This window comes from Streptomyces sp. NPDC058671, from assembly GCF_042716475.1.
GTDB lineage: Bacteria > Actinomycetota > Actinomycetes > Streptomycetales > Streptomycetaceae > Streptomyces.
The window spans coordinates 13474-29598 of sequence record NZ_JBHXSA010000002.1; the positions used below are offsets into that span (position 1 = coordinate 13474).

The following is a 16125-nucleotide window of genomic DNA, read 5'->3' on the forward strand; positions in this document are numbered from 1 at the left end:
AGCCCCGCGATTCCCACACGCCCCGCACATTTCCCAGTGCCCAGGGGCAGGCCCCCGCGCCCCGCGCCCACCCCTGGCACGGCATCATGGTCGCCACCACCCTCCCCCTGCGCGGCGACGGCTCCGTCGATCACGACGCCTACGCGCGCCACGTCTCCTGGCTGATCGCCCAGGGCTGCGACGGTGTCGTCCCGAACGGCTCGCTGGGCGAGTACCAGACCCTCACCGACGCGGAACGCGCCCAGGTCGTACGGACCGCCGTCGAAGCGGCCGGGGACGGATCCCGGGTCATGCCCGGCGTCTCCGCGTACGGCGGCGCCGAGGCCCTGCGCTGGGCCGAACAGGCCGCCGAGGCGGGGGCCGGCTCGGTGCTGCTCCTGCCGCCCAACGCCTACCGGGCCGACGAGCGCTCCGTACGCGCCCACTTCGCGCAGGTCGCGGGCGCCGGGCTGCCCGTCGTCGCGTACAACAACCCGTTCGACACCAAGGTCGACCTGACCCCGGCCCTGCTGGCCCGCCTGCACGCCGACGGCAGCATCGTCGCGGTCAAGGAGTTCAGCGGGGACGTCCGCCGCGCCTACGAGATCGCCGAACTCGCACCCGGACTCGACCTGTTGGTCGGCGCCGACGACGTCCTTCTCGAACTGGTCCTGGCCGGTGCGGTCGGCTGGGTCGCGGGCTATCCCAACGCCTTCCCGCGCACCTGCGCCACGCTCTACCGTGCCGCCGTGGCGGGGGATCTGGACACGGCGGTCCCCCTGTACAAGTCCCTGCACGGACTCTTCCGTTGGGACTCCAAGGTCGAGTTCGTCCAGGCGATCAAACTGTCGATGGACGTCGCGGGCCGGACCGGCGGCCCCACCCGGGCGCCCCGCCTCCCGCTGACAACGGAGCAGGAGACGGCCGTACGCGCGGCGACGGAGAAGGCCCTCGCCGAGGGCCACGCGTAGGTCGGCCTCGCCGAGGGCCCGCCCGGTCCGGCCGGTCGGACGACAGAGGCCGTAGGCCACGCAGACCAACGCCCGTTCCACCGCGTCCCGTTCCCGCCCCCGTACTCCTCCGCACGCCGACCCGAAGGGGACCCCATGCGCACCCGTCACGTCTACCACGCGGTGGACTCCCACACCGAAGGCATGCCCACCCGGGTGATCACCGGTGGCGTCGGGGTGATCCCCGGCGCCACGATGGCCGAAAAGCGGCTCCACTTCGTCGAGCACCTGGACCACGTCCGTACCCTCCTCATGTACGAGCCGCGCGGCCACGCGGCCATGAGCGGGGCGATCCTCCAGCCGCCCACCCGCCCCGACGCCGACTACGGCGTCCTGTTCATCGAGGTGTCGGGGCTTCTCCCGATGTGCGGTCACGGCACCATCGGCGTCGCCACCGTCCTCGTCGAGACGGGCATGGTGCCGGTCGTCGAACCGGTCACCACCGTCCGCCTCGACACCCCGGCGGGGCTCGTGAGCGTCGACGTCCGCGTCGAGGACGGGCAGGCCCGCTCCGTCACCCTGACCAACGTGCCGTCCTTCGCGGCCGGGCTCGACCTGAAGGCGGACGTGCCCGGGTACGGCACCGTCACCTACGACCTCGCCTACGGCGGCAACTTCTACGCCTTCGTCACCCTCGACTCCCTGGGTCTGCCGTTCGACCCGGCCCACAAGGACGAGCTGCTCGCCGCCGGACTCGCCGTCATGGAGGCGGTCAACGCCGGCCCCGACCGGCCGGTCCACCCGGAGGACCCGGCCATCGCCGGGGTGAAACACGTCTACCTGGCCGCGCCCGGCTCCGACGCGGTCCGCTCGCGCCACGCCATGGCCATTCACCCCGGCTGGTTCGACCGCTCGCCGTGCGGCACCGGCACCAGCGCGCGACTGGCGCAGCTGCACGCGCGGGGACTCCTCGCCCCCGGAGTCGACTTCGTCAACGAGTCGTTCATCGGCACCGAGTTCACCGGACGGATCGTCGAGGAGACGGAAGTCGCCGGCCGGCCGGCCGTCGTGCCGACCGTCACCGGCCGCGCCTGGATCACCGGCACGGCCCAGTACTTCCTCGACCCGGAGGACCCCTTCCCCGCCGGCTTCCTGCTCTGACCGCCCGTAACTCCCGCCCCCTTCGATACCGGCCCTCCGTAACGCCCCCCGTCACTTCCGCTCCCGCTAGAGAAACGTGACATTGTACGATGCCCCTCCGTGACTTCTCGGAGGACGCACGATGGGTGACCTGAAGCAGTACGGCCTCGTCAGGGCGCAGGAACGGCTCCGCGACCAGGTCGGGCACGCCCTCCGCGCCGCCCTGATCGCCGGCGAACTGCGCCCCGGTCAGGTCTACTCGGCGCCCGGCCTCGCGAGCGACCTCGGTGTCTCCGCGACCCCCGTCCGCGAGGCCATGCTCGACCTGGCCCGGGAGGGCCTGGTCGAACCCGTCCGCAACAAGGGCTTCCGCATCACGGAGGTCAGCGAACGGGACCTCGACCAGTTCACCGAACTGCGGACCCTCATCGAGGTCCCCACCATCGGCCGCGTCACCCGGAAGGCCGACCGGGAGCAGCTGGAGGCGCTGCGCCCGGTGGCCGAGGAGATCGTCGCGCGGGCCCGCGAGCACGACCTCATCGGCTATCTGGAGGCGGACCGCCGCTTCCATCTCGCGCTGCTCGCCCTCTCCGGCAACGAACGCCTGGTCGAGACGGTCGGGGAACTGCGCAAGCGCTCCCGCCTCTACGGGCTGACCGGTCTGGACGAGGCGGGCAGACTCGTCTCCTCCGCCGAGGAACACCTGGAACTCCTCGACCTGATGCTCGCCGGCGACGCACGCGGCGCGGAGGCGTGCATGCGCCGCCACCTCGGCCATGTGCGGTCCCTGTGGGCCGACGCCCGAGACACCCCGCCGGGCCGCGCGCGAACCGCCAAGGACGGCGGAAGGTAGCGCCCCGCACCTGCTCCTGCTCCCGCGCCTGATCCCCGCGTCCACCCCGCTCGCGTCAGCGGTGTGGCGGGGCATCGGCCGGACCGCGGCGATGAACAGCTTCGTGTCGGCGCCGATGACGACGTGCACGTCCGCCGAGAGGCGGCATTCGCGTAGGGACGCTCCGGCCTTCCGGTCACGGACCGCGACGGCTGCCGTCGTCCCGGGCCGCAGCCGACGCGACAGCCGCCGCACCGTGCCGCTGAAGCGCGATCGGACCGCCGGCCGCACAGAAGGCGGCTCCCTGGACGAGTGGTTCCGATGTCGTGGTGCTGTGCCATCTGGGATTGAGCGGTGTCACCAGGTACGTCGTGACATCGTGGCACCATGACGATCGCGGTTCGCCCGGCTTCAGCCTTCGAGGATGTCCGTACTCTGGTCGGCCCGAAGTCACCTGGGGCCGACGTCTGCTGGTGCCTGAGCTACCGGATCCCCTCCAAGCTCAACAACGAGCTTCGCGGGCCGGCCCGCGGTGCGTATGTCGCCGAGCTGTGCCGTACGGATCCCCCTCCGGGGGTGCTCGCCTACGACGGCGACGAGCCGGTCGGCTGGGCCGCCGTAGCACCGCGCTCGGACACCTCCTTCGCGCGCAGCCGTAAGATCCCACACGTTGACGACCTGCCCGTCTGGTCGCTGTGGTGCATCCGCGTACGCCCTGGTCATCGCAAGAGGGGGATCTCGCATGCCCTGATTGCCGGTGCGGTCGAGTTCGCCCGTGTCCACGGAGCACCGGCGATCGAGGCGTACCCGCTCGACAGCGGTGGCGCCAAGGTCGACCTGACGATGGCGTACGCCGGGATCCGGAAGAACTTCGAGCGTGCCGGGTTCGCCCACGCCGCCGACACCACCTCGGTGCTGGCCGGTCATCCCCGGGTCCTGATGCGGCTCGACCTGCGCTGACAGATCACGGACCTTCGACGGCCGTTCCGTCCTCCTCCGCCACCGGGTGGTACGCGAGGCGTGGGGCTCCGCCATCCGGGCGAGAGCTCGTGTCGCTGTTGGGCCGAACGGGTGAGGGGCGGGAGGATGGGGCCCATGAGTAGGTACGAGAGGTACGACGTCACCGACGAGCAGTGGGAGGGCCTCGCCCAGGTCGTGCCCCTGCGCGGCCGTGACGAATGGCCGTCCAGGGTCGACCACCGCACGAATCCCGAGCCGTACGAATCCGCCGAGCAGCGCCGTATGGTCGTTCTCCGCGTGCAGGTCTTCGCCGACGCCCGTGAGGTAGCCGACTACCTCATCGCCCAGATCCCGGTGCTCCTCGACCTGACGAGCGCCGACACCGAGGTCGCCAAGCGCATCCTCGACTTCAGCAGCGGCGTCGTCTTCGGCCTCGGCAGCGTGATGCACCGAGTCGACCGGAACGTCTTTCTGCTCGCCCCGGCCGGTACGGAGGTCGAGGGCACGGAAGGCGAGGACGAGGAGGGCGGCGTCGGCGGCAGGACCGCCGACGTCCCCCGATCGTAGGAAGGTCATCTCGGCGTAACGGTTCGTCAGGGAATGACGTGCGTACGGTCCGGGCATGGACCTCACCGGCGGCTTCACGCTCGACCACTCCTCCACCCTCGCGCCTTCTCCCGGCACCCCCGCCGACAGAGCGCCCTTGAGCGTGGCCCCGGCCAGAGGCGCCGCGCCGCGCGTGGCCCCCGCCCGAGCCGGAGTCCCCGGTTCGCGAGCCTCCGTCCCCGAGGCCCGGGGTCCGGCCGCCTCGGAGAGCCGGCCGCGGGGCGGGCCCGGGCGGAGGCCCGAGGGCGGGGCGGCCGACGGGCGGGAGGGCGGCCGGCTCCGCCCACGGCCCGCCGTCACCGAGCTGCGCCTGTCCGCGTTCGCCGGACATCGCGCCGCCGTGCACGCGCTGGGACCGGTCACCCTCTTCGCCGGTCCGAGCGGCAGCGGCAAGTCCACCACCCTGCGGGCCCACGAGGCGCTGGCCCGGCTGGCCGCGGGCGACCCGCTCGACGAGGTCTTCCCCGACGCCGCCGACTGCGTCCCCGAGCGGGCCAAGCCCGACGCCCAGGGCAGGCGCGGCTTCCGCATCGGATGCACGGTCGACGGACCGGAGGGCCCGGTCCACCTGGACCTCGCCGTCCAGGCCGAGCCCCGGCTCCGTATCGTCGGCGAGCGGCTCACCGGCCGCGGCCGCACCCTGCTCGCCACCGCCCTGCGGGACCCCGGCCGCACCACCGTCCAGGCCGAGTGGCACACGGCCGGTTCCACGCCCGTCACCCGGGCGCCGCTCCCCGACGACCTCCTGGGTACGGCGCTGCTGCCGCTACGGGTCGCGGGCAAGACCCCGGGGCAGCTCGAGGTCCTCGCCGCCGCCGAGCAGGTGGTCATCGGACTCTGCTCCGCGTTCGCCTGCGACCCCCGGCCCGAGCGGATGCGGGCCCCCGTCCTCCCCGGCGAGGGGCGGCTGCGGCGCGGCTGTGGCAACCTCGCCGAGGTGCTGCACCGCACCCACACGGACTGCCCGCGCCGTCACCACCGTCTCGCGGCCGTGGCGGGAGCCGGCTGCGCCGGACCCGTCACCGGGCTCGGCGTGCAGGAACTCCCCGAGGGCACGGTCCGGGCGGTCCTCGAACGAGGGGCCCGTCCTGCGACCCCGCTCGGCCGCCTCGGGGACGGGGAACTGCGCTATCTGGCACTCGCCCTCACCCTCCTCACGGGGCCCGGTGTGCTGGCGATGGACCGGCTCGCCGAGGTGCCCGACGCCATGCAGTCCCTGACCCTCCTCGCCGACGGCTTCGACCGGGGGCTCGACGGGCGGCAGGTGAGCGAACTGCTCCGACTCGCCACGGGCATCGCCGCCGACGGACACATCCGGGTCGCCGGGACGGTCGGCGCCGCGGCGGCGGAGGTGGCGTTCCGGATGCCGGGAGTGACGGTGGTGGATCTGAGTGCGTGACGGTCACGGTGATAGACCTGGACGTGTGACGGACAACGACGTACCGGGATTGCAGCGCAGGCTGGTCGAGTTCGCGGCGGCCCGCGACTGGCAGCCCTACCACACGCCCAAGAACCTGGCGGCGGCGCTCAGCGTGGAGGCGTCCGAACTTCTGGAGATCTTCCAGTGGTTGACGCCCGAGCAGGCGGAACGGGTGATGGAAGACCCCGGTACCGCCCACCGGGTGGCGGACGAGGTGGCGGACGTCCTCGCCTATCTTCTCCAGTTCTGCGCGGTGCTCGGGGTCGACCCGCTGGCGGCGCTCGCGGCGAAGATCGACCGGAACGAGGTCCGATTTCCGGTCCGGAGGCGGGGCGGAGCGGACGGAGAAGGGGATCCGGCCGACCATCGTCACTCTTCGGAGTGAGGCACTTTTCCCCGTCGAGCTTCCTGTCCACAGATTTCCGAATTCCCCTGGTGCCGCGGCTCAGGCGGCCTCACTCTGGGTAGTGGACTCAGTGGGTGGATAAGTCGTAGGAACGGGGGCGGCGTTGATGGAAGCGGAGCGGCTCATCGCGCTTGGCCGGCACGCACTGGCCGAGAGCGGAACGGCGCAGGACATCGTGGCGGAGGCCTGGCAGGCCCAGGCGCTCGCCCAGGCGATAGGAAGTCGACTCGCGCTCTGTGGACCGCAGGAACTGCGGGGCGAAGCGCGGGGGCTGAGTGAGATCGGGGAGTACCCGGCGTGGGGAGCCGGCGGGCCGCGAGCGGCCCAGTTGTCCGAAGTGGCGGACCCGCAGGGCGCGTTGACCAGACTCGGTGAGCTTCTCGGGGAGGTGGGAATCGGGCTGGTCGGGGTGGCCTGCGCCACCGACGAGGAGGGGCTCTACTGGCAGTGCATCGAGGCGATCGACGCGGTCGACGAGTCGAATGACCGGGTGCGCGGGATGCTGCGGCGGCTCGCGGTGCGGGAAGGGGAGCGGGCCCGCCCTCCCGACGCCGCACGGGCCGCGCGGAGCCGGTGGTGACCGGCGGGCGTCTACCCACCCGACCGGTGCGGCCGGCCCGTCCGGACCTGCTGGCCCCGCTTGGCCCTGCTGGTTCGGCCGACCGGCCGGCCCGGCCGCCCCGATTGGCCGTGCCGGTTCGGCCGTCCCGGCCGGCCCTACTGGTTCGGCGCGTGCTGCTCCGGCTCGTGCTGCTCGGACGCGGACTGGAGGTCGGCGTCCAGTTGGGAGAGGTCGGCGGAGAGCGCCGCCATCAGCTCCTCCATCTGCTGGAGCAGGCCCCCCGGGGCACCGGCGCCCTTCTGCTCCGGCACGGACCGCGGTACCGGCTGCTCGGGCACGGCCCGCTCCGGCGCGGCTTCCTGGGACATAGGGGCCTCCTCGGCCCGGACTCCGCCGCCAGGGCGGGGCCAGGAGAGAGCGACGCACCGGCAGCGGCCGCCGGCGCGCGGGCCGGGCGGTCCGGCTCCGCCCGAGCCAACGACGGGAACCCGGCCCGGTCACTGGCCGGGGAGGACGCGGCCCGCCAGGGGGCCGGATGTTCACCCGACCGAGCCGGGGCGGGCAAGGGGCTGACGGACAGGTTGACACGCACCCGACGGTGCAGGATGGAGGCATGGACCTTCGCATCTTCACGGAACCCCAGCAGGGGGCCGACTACGACACCCTCCTCGCGGTGGCACGGGCCACCGAAGAACTCGGATTCGACGCGTTCTTCCGCTCCGACCATTTTCTCAGCATGGGCTCCGGCGACGGGCTGCCCGGACCGACGGACGCCTGGATCACCCTCGCCGGGCTCGCCCGGGAGACCAAGCGGATCCGCCTCGGCACGCTGATGACCGCCGGTACCTTCCGGCTTCCCGGCGTCCTCGCCATCCAGGTCGCCCAGGTCGACCGGATGTCCGGTGGCCGGATCGAACTGGGCCTCGGCGCCGGCTGGTTCGAGGAGGAGCACAAGGCCTACGGCATCCCGTTCCCGAAGGAGAAGTTCGGCCGGCTGGAGGAGCAGCTGGCGATCGTCACCGGTCTGTGGGAGACGGAGGTGGGCAAGACCTTCAGCTATGAGGGGGAGTTCTACCAGCTCACCGACTCTCCGGCACTGCCCAAGCCGGCCCAGGACCGGATCCCGGTGCTGATCGGCGGGCACGGCGCCCGCCGCACGCCCCGCCTGGCCGCGCGCTACGCGGACGAGTTCAACATCCCCTTCGCGTCCGTGGAGGACAGCGAGCGACAGTTCGGCCGCGTCCGGGCCGCTGCCGAGGAGGCCGGGCGGGCACCCGGCGAACTCGTGTACTCGAACGCGCTGGTCGTCTGTGTCGGCAAGGACGACGCCGAGGTGGCCCGCCGGGCCGCCGCCATCGGTCGGGACGTGGACGAGCTGAAGGCGAACGGTCTGGCGGGCTCGCCCGCCGAGGTCGTCGACAAGCTCGGACGGTACGCGGACATCGGCTCCTCCCGGGTCTACCTCCAGGTCCTGGACCTGGACGACCTGGACCACCTGGAACTGATCTCCGCACGGGTCCAGTCGCAGCTGGGATGAGCGGGGCCATCAAATGAAGCCGGTCCGTACGCTCGCCGAGGCCCTCGGGGCGGGAGTCCTCGTCCTCGACGGCGGTCTGTCCAACCAACTGGAGGCGCAGGGATGCGACCTCTCCGACGCGCTCTGGTCCGCGCGGCTCCTCGCCGACGGGCCCGAGCAGATCGAGGCGGCCCACGCGGCGTACGTACGGGCCGGGGCCCGGGTGCTGATCACCTCCAGCTACCAGGCCACGTTCGAGGGCTTCGCCCGCCGGGGCGTGGACCGCCGGGAGGCGGCCCGGCTCCTGGCGGGGAGCGTGGAGCTGGCGAGGGCGGCGGCGGAGGGCGTGCGGGAGGAGGTCTGGGTCGCCGCGTCCGTGGGGCCGTACGGGGCGATGCTCGCGGACGGGAGCGAGTACCGGGGACGGTACGGGCTGTCCGTACGGGAACTGGAGGCGTTCCACCGGCCGCGGATCGAGGCCCTCGCGGCGGCGGAGCCGGACGTCCTCGCCCTGGAGACGGTTCCGGACGTGGTGGAGGCGGAGGCGCTGCTGAGGGCGGCCGAGGGGTGCGGGGTGCCCGTGTGGCTCTCGTACACGGTGGAGGGCGGGCGGACCCGGGCCGGGCAGGACCTGGGGGAGGCCTTCGCGGTGGCCGCCGGGAACGACCGGGTGGTCGCGGTCGGCGTCAACTGCTGCGACCCGGCCCAGGCCGGGCCCGCCGTGCGGCAGGCCGCGGCCGTGACGGGGAAGCCGGCCGTCGTCTACCCCAACAGCGGCGAGCGGTGGGACGCCCGCGGGCGAGGCTGGCGGGGGGACGTGGCCTTCGATCCGGCCCGCGCCACGGACTGGGCCGCGGCCGGCGCCCGGCTCGTCGGCGGCTGCTGCCGGGTGGGACCGACCACGATCACCGCCCTGGCGGCCTCCCTGGCCCTCGACGACAGCGCCTGAGGCGCGGAGCCCACCCCTCGGAAAATGCCTGGTCAGGAGGGGAGAGGAGAACCATACTCGGACGGGTGTTCCTGACGATCAGTACGACCGGCGACCAGGAGCGTCCCGCGACCGATCTCGGTTTCCTGCTGCACAAGCATCCCGAGCGGGCGCAGACGTTCTCGACTTCACACGGCACGGCGCACGTCCTCTACCCCGAGGCGAGCGCCGAGCGGTGCACGGCGGCACTTCTGCTGGAGGTGGACCCCGTGGCGCTGGTGCGCCGCGGCAAGGGCAAGGGCCGGGGCGGCGCCCCGGACTCCGCGCTCGCGCAGTACGTCAACGACCGGCCCTACGCGGCGTCCTCGCTGCTCGCCGTCGCGCTCGCCAGGGTCTTCAAGACGGCGCTGCACGGGGTGTGCCAGGCGATGCCCGAGCGGGCCGCCGCGCCGCTGCCGCTGCGCGTCGAGGTGCCCGCGCTGCCCGCGAGGGGCGGCGCCGACCTGGTGCGCGCGCTGTTCGCGCCGCTGGGCTGGGGCACGGTGGACGTCGAGCCGGTGGCCCTGGACGCGGAGTTCCCCCAGTGGGGCGACTCCCGCTACGTACGGCTGGTCCTGGAGGGCGAGCTGCGGCTCGCGGACGCCCTCAACCACCTGTACGTCCTGCTGCCGGTCCTCGACGACGCCAAGCACTACTGGGTCGCGCCCGACGAGGTCGACAAGCTGCTGCGCGCCGGTGACGGCTGGCTCGCCGCACACCCCGAGCGGCAGCTGATCACGGCACGCTACCTCTCCCGTCGCCGGGGCCTGGCCCGCGAGGCGACGGAGCGGCTCGAACTGGTGCGGCTCGCCGAGGCCGAGGGTCTCGACGTCGACGACGTCGACAACGCCGTGGACGAGTCGACGGACACCGAGGAACGGCCGGTGCCGCTGGCCGAGCAGCGCAGGGAGGCGATCCTCGGCGCCTTGGGGACGGCCGGGGCGGCTCGGGTGCTCGACCTCGGCTGCGGCCAGGGCCAGTTGGTGCAGGCCCTGCTCAAGGACCCCCGGTACACGGAGATCGTCGGCGTCGACGTGTCCGTCCGCGCCCTGAGCGTGGCCGCGCGCAGGTTGCGGATCGACCGGATGGGGGAGCGGCAGGCCGCCCGGGTGAACCTGCTGCAGGGCTCCCTGGCGTACACCGACAAGCGACTGACCGGGTACGACGCGGCCGTCCTCAGCGAGGTCATCGAGCACCTGGACCCGACGAGGCTGCCGGCCCTGGAGTACGCGGTGTTCGGCTCGGCCCGGCCCCGCACGGTCCTCGTGACCACGCCGAACGTCGAGTACAACGTGCGCTGGGAGTCCCTCCCGGCCGGACACGTCCGGCACAGCGACCACCGCTTCGAGTGGAACCGGGAGGAGTTCCGGAGCTGGGCGGCCTCGGTCGCCGAGCGGTACGGGTACGACGTCGGGCTCACCCCCGTCGGCCCCGACGACCCCGAGGTCGGGCCGCCCACCCAGATGGCCGTCTTCACCCGCGCCGACGAGACCCCGAAGGAGGCCGCGGCATGACCCGCACGCTCCCCGTCACCGACCTGTCCCTCGTGGTGCTCGTCGGTGCCACCGGCTCCGGCAAGTCCACCTTCGCCCGACGCCACTTCAAGGCGACCGAGATCGTCTCCTCCGACTTCTGCCGGGGGCTCGTCGCCGACGACGAGAACGACCAGTCCGCGAGCAGGGACGCCTTCGACGTCCTCCACTACATCGTCGGCAAGCGGCTCGCCGCGGGACGGCTCGCCGTCGTCGACGCCACCAACGTGCAGCAGGAGGCCCGGCGCCGGCTCGTCCAGCTGGCCCGGTCGCACGACGTGCTGCCCATCGCGATCGTCCTCGACCTGCCCGAGGACGTGTGCCGCAGCCGGAACGCCGCCCGTCCCGACCGCGCCGACATGCCCGCGCACGTCATCCAGCGCCACCGCCGCGAGCTGCGCCGCTCGCTGCGGGGCCTGGAGCGCGAGGGCTTCCGCAAGGTCCACGTGCTCCGGTCCGTCGAGGAGGTCGAGGACGCCGAGGTCGTCCTGGAGCGCCGATTCAACGACCTGCGTCACCTCACCGGCCCCTTCGACATCATCGGTGACATCCACGGCTGCCGCTCCGAACTGGAGACCCTGCTCGCGAAGCTCGGCTACGTCGACGGGCACCACCCCGAGGGGCGTACGGCCGTCTTCGTCGGCGACCTCGTCGACCGCGGGCCCGACTCGCCCGGCGTCCTGCGCCGGGTGATGGCGATGGTCGCCGCCGGCGACGCCCTGTGCGTCCCCGGCAACCACGAGAACAAGCTGGGCCGCTGGCTCAAGGGCCGCAAGGTGCAGGAGACGCACGGTCTCGCCGAGACGGTCGAGCAGCTCGGGCACGAGAGCGAGGAGTTCCGGGCCGAGGTGGCGCGGTTCATCGACGGACTCGTCAGCCACTACGTCCTCGACGGCGGCGACCTCGTCGTCTGCCACGCCGGTCTGCCGGAGAAGTACCACGGCCGGACCTCGGGGCGGGTGCGCTCGCACGCGCTGTACGGGGACACCACGGGCGAGACCGACGAGTTCGGGCTGCCGGTGCGCTACCCGTGGGCGGAGGAGTACCGGGGACGGGCCACCGTCGTGTACGGGCACACACCCGTGCCGAGCACCTCCTGGGTCAACAACACCATCTGCCTCGACACCGGAGCCGTCTTCGGCGGCAGGATGACCGCGCTGCGCTGGCCGGAGCGCGAACTCGTCGACGTACCGGCCGAGCGTGTCTGGTACGAGCCGGCCCGGCCGCTCGCGACCGAGGCGCCCGGCGGGCACCAGGGACGCCCCCTGGACCTGGCCGACGTGCACGGCAGGCGGATCGTGGAGACCCGGCAGCACGGCAACGTCGCGGTGCGGGAGGAGAACGCGGCGGCAGCCCTCGAGGTCATGAGCCGGTTCGCGGTCGATCCCCGGCTGCTCACCTACCTGCCGCCGACGATGGCACCGACCGCCACCTCCAAGGAGGACGGCTACCTGGAGCACCCGGCCGAGGCCTTCGCCCAGTACCGGGCGGACGGAGTCGGACGGGTCGTGTGCGAGGAGAAGCACATGGGCTCCCGCGCTGTGGCCCTGGTCTGCCGGGACGCCGACGCGGCCCGCGAGCGCTTCGGCGTCGACGGGGTGACCGGCGCGCTGCACACCCGGACCGGGCGGCCCTTCTTCGACGACCCGACCGTCACCGAGGAGGTCCTCGGACGGCTGCGGACGGCGATCGGCGCCGCCGGGCTCTGGGACGAGTTCGGCGCGGACTGGCTGCTGCTCGACGGCGAGCTGATGCCGTGGTCGCTCAAGTCGGCAGGTCTGCTCCGCCATCAGTACGCGGCGGTCGGCGCGGCCTCCGGCGCCGTCTTCCCCGGCGCCGTCGCCGCCCTCGAACAGGCGGTGGCGCGTGGCGTCGACGGGCTCGACGGGCTGCTCGCCAAGCAGCGGCAGCGGGCGGCGGACGCGGGCGCGTTCACCGAGGCGTACCGCAGGTACTGCTGGCCGACCGAAGGGCTAGACGGCGTGCGGTTCGCGCCGTTCCAGCTGCTCGCGACGACCGGACGCTCGCTCGCCGCCGTCCCCCACGACGGGCAGCTGGCCTGGCTCGACCGGCTCGTGGAGCACGACCCCACCGGGCTGCTCCAGGTCACCCGCCGGCTCGTCGTCGACACCGGCGACGAGGCCTCGGTCCGCGCCGGGGTCGACTGGTGGCTGGACATGACCGGCGCGGGCGGCGAGGGCATGGTCGTCAAGCCGTTGGCCGCGCTGGTCCGCGACCCCAAGGGCCGGCTCGTCCAGCCCGGGGTGAAGGTGCGCGGCCGGGAGTACCTGCGGATCATCTACGGCCCCGAGTACACCCGCCCGGAGAACCTGGAGCGGCTGCGGCAGCGCTTCCTCGGCCACAAGCGGTCGCTTGCCCTGCGGGAGTACGCCCTCGGCCTTGAGGCACTCGACCGCCTGGCGGAAGGAGAGCCGCTCTGGCGCGTCCACGAGGCCGTCTTCGCGGTCCTGGCCCTGGAGTCGGAACCGGTGGACCCGAGGCTCTGACGCCGTGGGGCGGGGCCTGACGCCCGGGACGGGGGCCGGCGGCCGACCGCCGGCCCCCGCTCACCGAGGCGCCCGGCGCGCGGACGGACCGGGCGCCTCGTCGTCGGCGGCGACGCCCCGGTCGGCACGACCGCCGCGCTCCTCCCGGCGGCGTATGAGCCGGGCGCCGCGCGCCCGCCCGTTACGCCCGACCACCCTGCCCCCGGCCATCCCGCCCCCGGCCATCCCGCCCCCGGCCATCCCGCCCCCCCCGGACCATTTCGCCCCGCCCTTCGATGACCCCGCCCCGCCCCCCCGACCACCCCGCCTCGTGCGAAACGCGGGCCACGGCCGCTCGGCTCCGTCAGGATGGGCGCATGGGATTCCACGTCGATTCCGAGACCGGGCGGCTGCGCCGCGTCATCCTGCACCGGCCCGATCTGGAGCTGAAGCGCCTCACCCCCAGCAACAAGGACGCCCTCCTCTTCGACGACGTGCTGTGGGTGCGCCGGGCCCGGCAGGAGCACGACGGCTTCGCGGACGTGCTGCGGGACCGGGGGGTGGAGGTGCATCTCTTCGGGGACCTGCTGAGCGAGGCCCTCGAGGTGCCGGCCGCCCGCGCGCTCGTGCTCGACCGGGTCTTCGACGAGAAGGAGTACGGGCCGCTCGCCACCGACCACCTCCGCGCCGCGTTCGACTCGCTGGACGCGGTCGCGCTGAGGGAGGCGCTGGTGGGCGGGATGACGAAGCGGGAGTTCCTGGTGGCGCACCGCGAGCCGACCTCGGTCCGTTTCCACGCCCTCGACCTGGACGACTTCCTCCTCGGCCCGCTGCCGAACCACCTCTTCACCCGGGACACCTCGGCCTGGATCTACGACGGTGTCTCCATCAACGCGATGCGCTGGCCGGCCCGGCAGCGCGAGACCGTCCACTTCGAGGCGATCTACAAGCACCATCCGCTCTTCACCGGCCCCGAGGCGGGTGCCTTCCACCACTGGTCGGAGGGACAGGCCGACTACCCGTCGACCATCGAGGGCGGGGACGTCCTCGTCATCGGCAACGGCGCCGTGCTCATCGGGATGAGCGAGCGGACGACGCCGCAGGCGGTGGAGATGCTGGCCCGGGGCATGTTCGCGGCCGGTTCGGCGCGCACGATCGTCGCGCTCGACATGCCGAAGCGGCGGGCGTTCATGCACCTGGACACGGTGATGACGATGGTCGACCAGGACACGTTCACCCAGTACGGAGGGCTCGGCATGCTCCGCTCGTACACGATCGAGCCGGGGGAGGCGGGGCAGGCGCTGCGGGTGACCGACCATCCGCCGGAGCACATGCACCGCGCCATCGCGGCGGCGCTCGGGCTCCAGGAGATCCGTGTCCTGACGGCGACGCAGGACGTGCACGCGGCCGAGCGGGAGCAGTGGGACGACGGATGCAACGTGCTCGCCGTGGAGCCCGGCGTCGTCGTCGCGTACGAGCGGAACGCGACCACCAACACGCATCTGCGGAAGCAGGGCATCGAGGTGATCGAGATCCCGGGCAGCGAGCTGGGGCGGGGGAGGGGTGGCCCGCGCTGCATGAGCTGCCCGGTGGAGCGCGACGCGGTGTGACGGATTCGTGAGGGCCCTCGCCCGAAGGGGGCTGTATAGAAATGTTGGTGTGCGTATACACTTCCAGCGTCGTCGATCGCCGTCCCCCCGACCGTACCCATAGGAGCGCGACCCATGGCCATAGACCTCATCGGCCGCCACTTCCTCAAGGAGCTGGACTTCACCGCCGAGGAGTTCCGCACCCTGATCGCGCTCTCGGCCGAACTCAAGGCCGCCAAGAGGGCGGGCGCCGAGGTCCAGCGGCTGCGCGGGAAGAACATCGCCCTCATCTTCGAGAAGACGTCGACCCGCACGCGCTGCGCCTTCGAGGTCGCCGCCGCCGACCAGGGCGCTTCCACGACCTACCTGGACCCCTCCAGCTCCCAGCTGGGTCACAAGGAGTCGGTCAGGGACACCGCCCGCGTCCTCGGTCGGATGTTCGACGGCATCGAGTACCGGGGTGACAGTCAGGCCGCGGTCGAGGAACTCGCCGCCTTCGCGGGCGTCCCCGTCTTCAACGGGCTCACCGACGACTGGCACCCCACCCAGATGCTCGCCGACGTGCTCACCATGACCGAGCACACGGACAAGCCGCTGGACGCGATCACCTTCGCCTACCTCGGTGACGCCCGTATGAACATGGGCAACTCCTATCTGGTCACCGGCGCCCTCCTCGGCATGGACGTACGGATCGTCGCCCCCCGGGCGTACTGGCCGGCCGAGGACGTCGTCGCCGCCGCCCGGAAGCTCGCCGGGACCAGCGGTGCCACCGTCACCCTCACCGAGGACGTGACGGAGGGGGTCAGGGGCGCCGACTTCGTGGCCACGGACGTCTGGGTCTCCATGGGCGAGCCCAAGGAGGTCTGGGACGAGCGGATCGCCGCCCTCGTCCCCTACTCCGTGACCATGGACGTGCTGCGCGCCACCGGGAACCCGGACGTCAGGTTCCTGCACTGCCTGCCGGCCTTCCACGACCTCGGTACGGCGGTCGGGCGGGACATCCACGCCCGGCACGGCCTGACCGAGCTGGAGTGCTCCGACGAGGTCTTCGAGTCGGCGCACTCGGTCGTCTTCGACGAGGCCGAGAACCGGCTGCACACCATCAAGGCGGTCATGGTCGCGACCCTGGCGGGTCCGACCGCGTGATCCCGGTGACCCCGCGCCTCGCGCACGCGCGGGC

15 protein-coding genes are annotated in these 16125 nt (G+C 72.9%); 14 read left to right on the forward strand and 1 reads right to left on the reverse strand.

The window, feature by feature from the left end; translation table 11 throughout:
- Nucleotides 1–86 precede the first annotated feature (86 nt).
- From ACFWV2_RS02255 to ACFWV2_RS02290, 8 genes are all read left to right on the forward strand, one after another.
- Nucleotides 87–950, forward strand: a complete 864-nt coding sequence (locus ACFWV2_RS02255) for a dihydrodipicolinate synthase family protein (RefSeq protein ID WP_384401419.1) — start codon at nt 87–89, stop codon at nt 948–950.
- Between the two features lie 135 nt (nt 951–1085).
- The gene (locus ACFWV2_RS02260; protein ID WP_384400384.1) at nt 1086–2090 is read left to right on the forward strand and encodes a proline racemase family protein; all 1005 of its coding nucleotides are present in this window, start codon (nt 1086–1088) and stop codon (nt 2088–2090) included.
- A 121-nt stretch (nt 2091–2211) separates the two neighbouring features.
- Entirely contained in the window at nt 2212–2922 is a 711-nt protein-coding gene (locus ACFWV2_RS02265) for a GntR family transcriptional regulator (RefSeq protein WP_384400387.1), read from the forward strand.
- Nucleotides 2923–3288: 366 nt separating this feature from the next.
- Entirely contained in the window at nt 3289–3861 is a 573-nt protein-coding gene (locus tag ACFWV2_RS02270; protein ID WP_384400390.1) for a GNAT family N-acetyltransferase, read from the forward strand.
- A 135-nt stretch (nt 3862–3996) separates the two neighbouring features.
- On the forward strand, nt 3997–4428 hold the full coding sequence (locus ACFWV2_RS02275) for a cell division protein SepF (RefSeq protein ID WP_384400393.1): 432 nt from the start codon (nt 3997–3999) through the stop codon (nt 4426–4428).
- A 55-nt stretch (nt 4429–4483) separates the two neighbouring features.
- Nucleotides 4484–5866, forward strand: a complete 1383-nt coding sequence (locus tag ACFWV2_RS02280) for an ATP-binding protein (protein WP_384400396.1) — start codon at nt 4484–4486, stop codon at nt 5864–5866.
- Between the two features lie 25 nt (nt 5867–5891).
- Nucleotides 5892–6272, forward strand: coding sequence for a nucleotide pyrophosphohydrolase (locus ACFWV2_RS02285; protein WP_384400399.1), 381 nt, complete (start codon nt 5892–5894; stop codon nt 6270–6272).
- A 127-nt stretch (nt 6273–6399) separates the two neighbouring features.
- Nucleotides 6400–6873 (forward strand): DUF6099 family protein, encoded by a 474-nt coding sequence (locus ACFWV2_RS02290; protein WP_384400402.1) that lies wholly within the window; start codon nt 6400–6402, stop codon nt 6871–6873.
- Nucleotides 6874–7010: 137 nt separating this feature from the next.
- On the opposite strand, the gene ACFWV2_RS02295 is transcribed toward ACFWV2_RS02290, so the two are convergent.
- Nucleotides 7011–7223, reverse strand: a complete 213-nt coding sequence (locus tag ACFWV2_RS02295) for a hypothetical protein (RefSeq protein WP_384400405.1) — start codon at nt 7221–7223, stop codon at nt 7011–7013.
- A 245-nt stretch (nt 7224–7468) separates the two neighbouring features.
- Between ACFWV2_RS02295 and ACFWV2_RS02300 the strand changes: the two genes are divergently transcribed.
- The 6 genes from ACFWV2_RS02300 to argF all read left to right on the forward strand — a co-directional run bounded on the left by ACFWV2_RS02300 (nt 7469) and on the right by argF (nt 16091).
- Entirely contained in the window at nt 7469–8392 is a 924-nt protein-coding gene (locus ACFWV2_RS02300) for an LLM class F420-dependent oxidoreductase (protein ID WP_384400408.1), read from the forward strand.
- A gap of 13 nt (nt 8393–8405) precedes the next feature.
- A complete protein-coding gene (mmuM, locus tag ACFWV2_RS02305; RefSeq protein WP_384400411.1) occupies nt 8406–9320 on the forward strand; it encodes a homocysteine S-methyltransferase in 915 nt (304 codons plus the stop codon).
- Between the two features lie 65 nt (nt 9321–9385).
- Nucleotides 9386–10852: a 3' terminal RNA ribose 2'-O-methyltransferase Hen1 gene (locus ACFWV2_RS02310; RefSeq protein WP_384400414.1), complete on the forward strand. Its 1467-nt coding sequence runs from the start codon at nt 9386–9388 to the stop codon at nt 10850–10852.
- Nucleotides 10849–13377 (forward strand): polynucleotide kinase-phosphatase, encoded by a 2529-nt coding sequence (locus ACFWV2_RS02315; RefSeq protein WP_384400417.1) that lies wholly within the window; start codon nt 10849–10851, stop codon nt 13375–13377. The genes ACFWV2_RS02310 and ACFWV2_RS02315 overlap by 4 nt, the downstream gene beginning before the upstream one ends.
- A gap of 356 nt (nt 13378–13733) precedes the next feature.
- A complete protein-coding gene (locus ACFWV2_RS02320) occupies nt 13734–14966 on the forward strand; it encodes an arginine deiminase (RefSeq protein WP_384400420.1) in 1233 nt (410 codons plus the stop codon).
- A gap of 114 nt (nt 14967–15080) precedes the next feature.
- The gene (gene argF / locus ACFWV2_RS02325; RefSeq protein ID WP_384400423.1) at nt 15081–16091 is read left to right on the forward strand and encodes an ornithine carbamoyltransferase; all 1011 of its coding nucleotides are present in this window, start codon (nt 15081–15083) and stop codon (nt 16089–16091) included.
- Nucleotides 16092–16125: the final 34 nt, after the last annotated feature.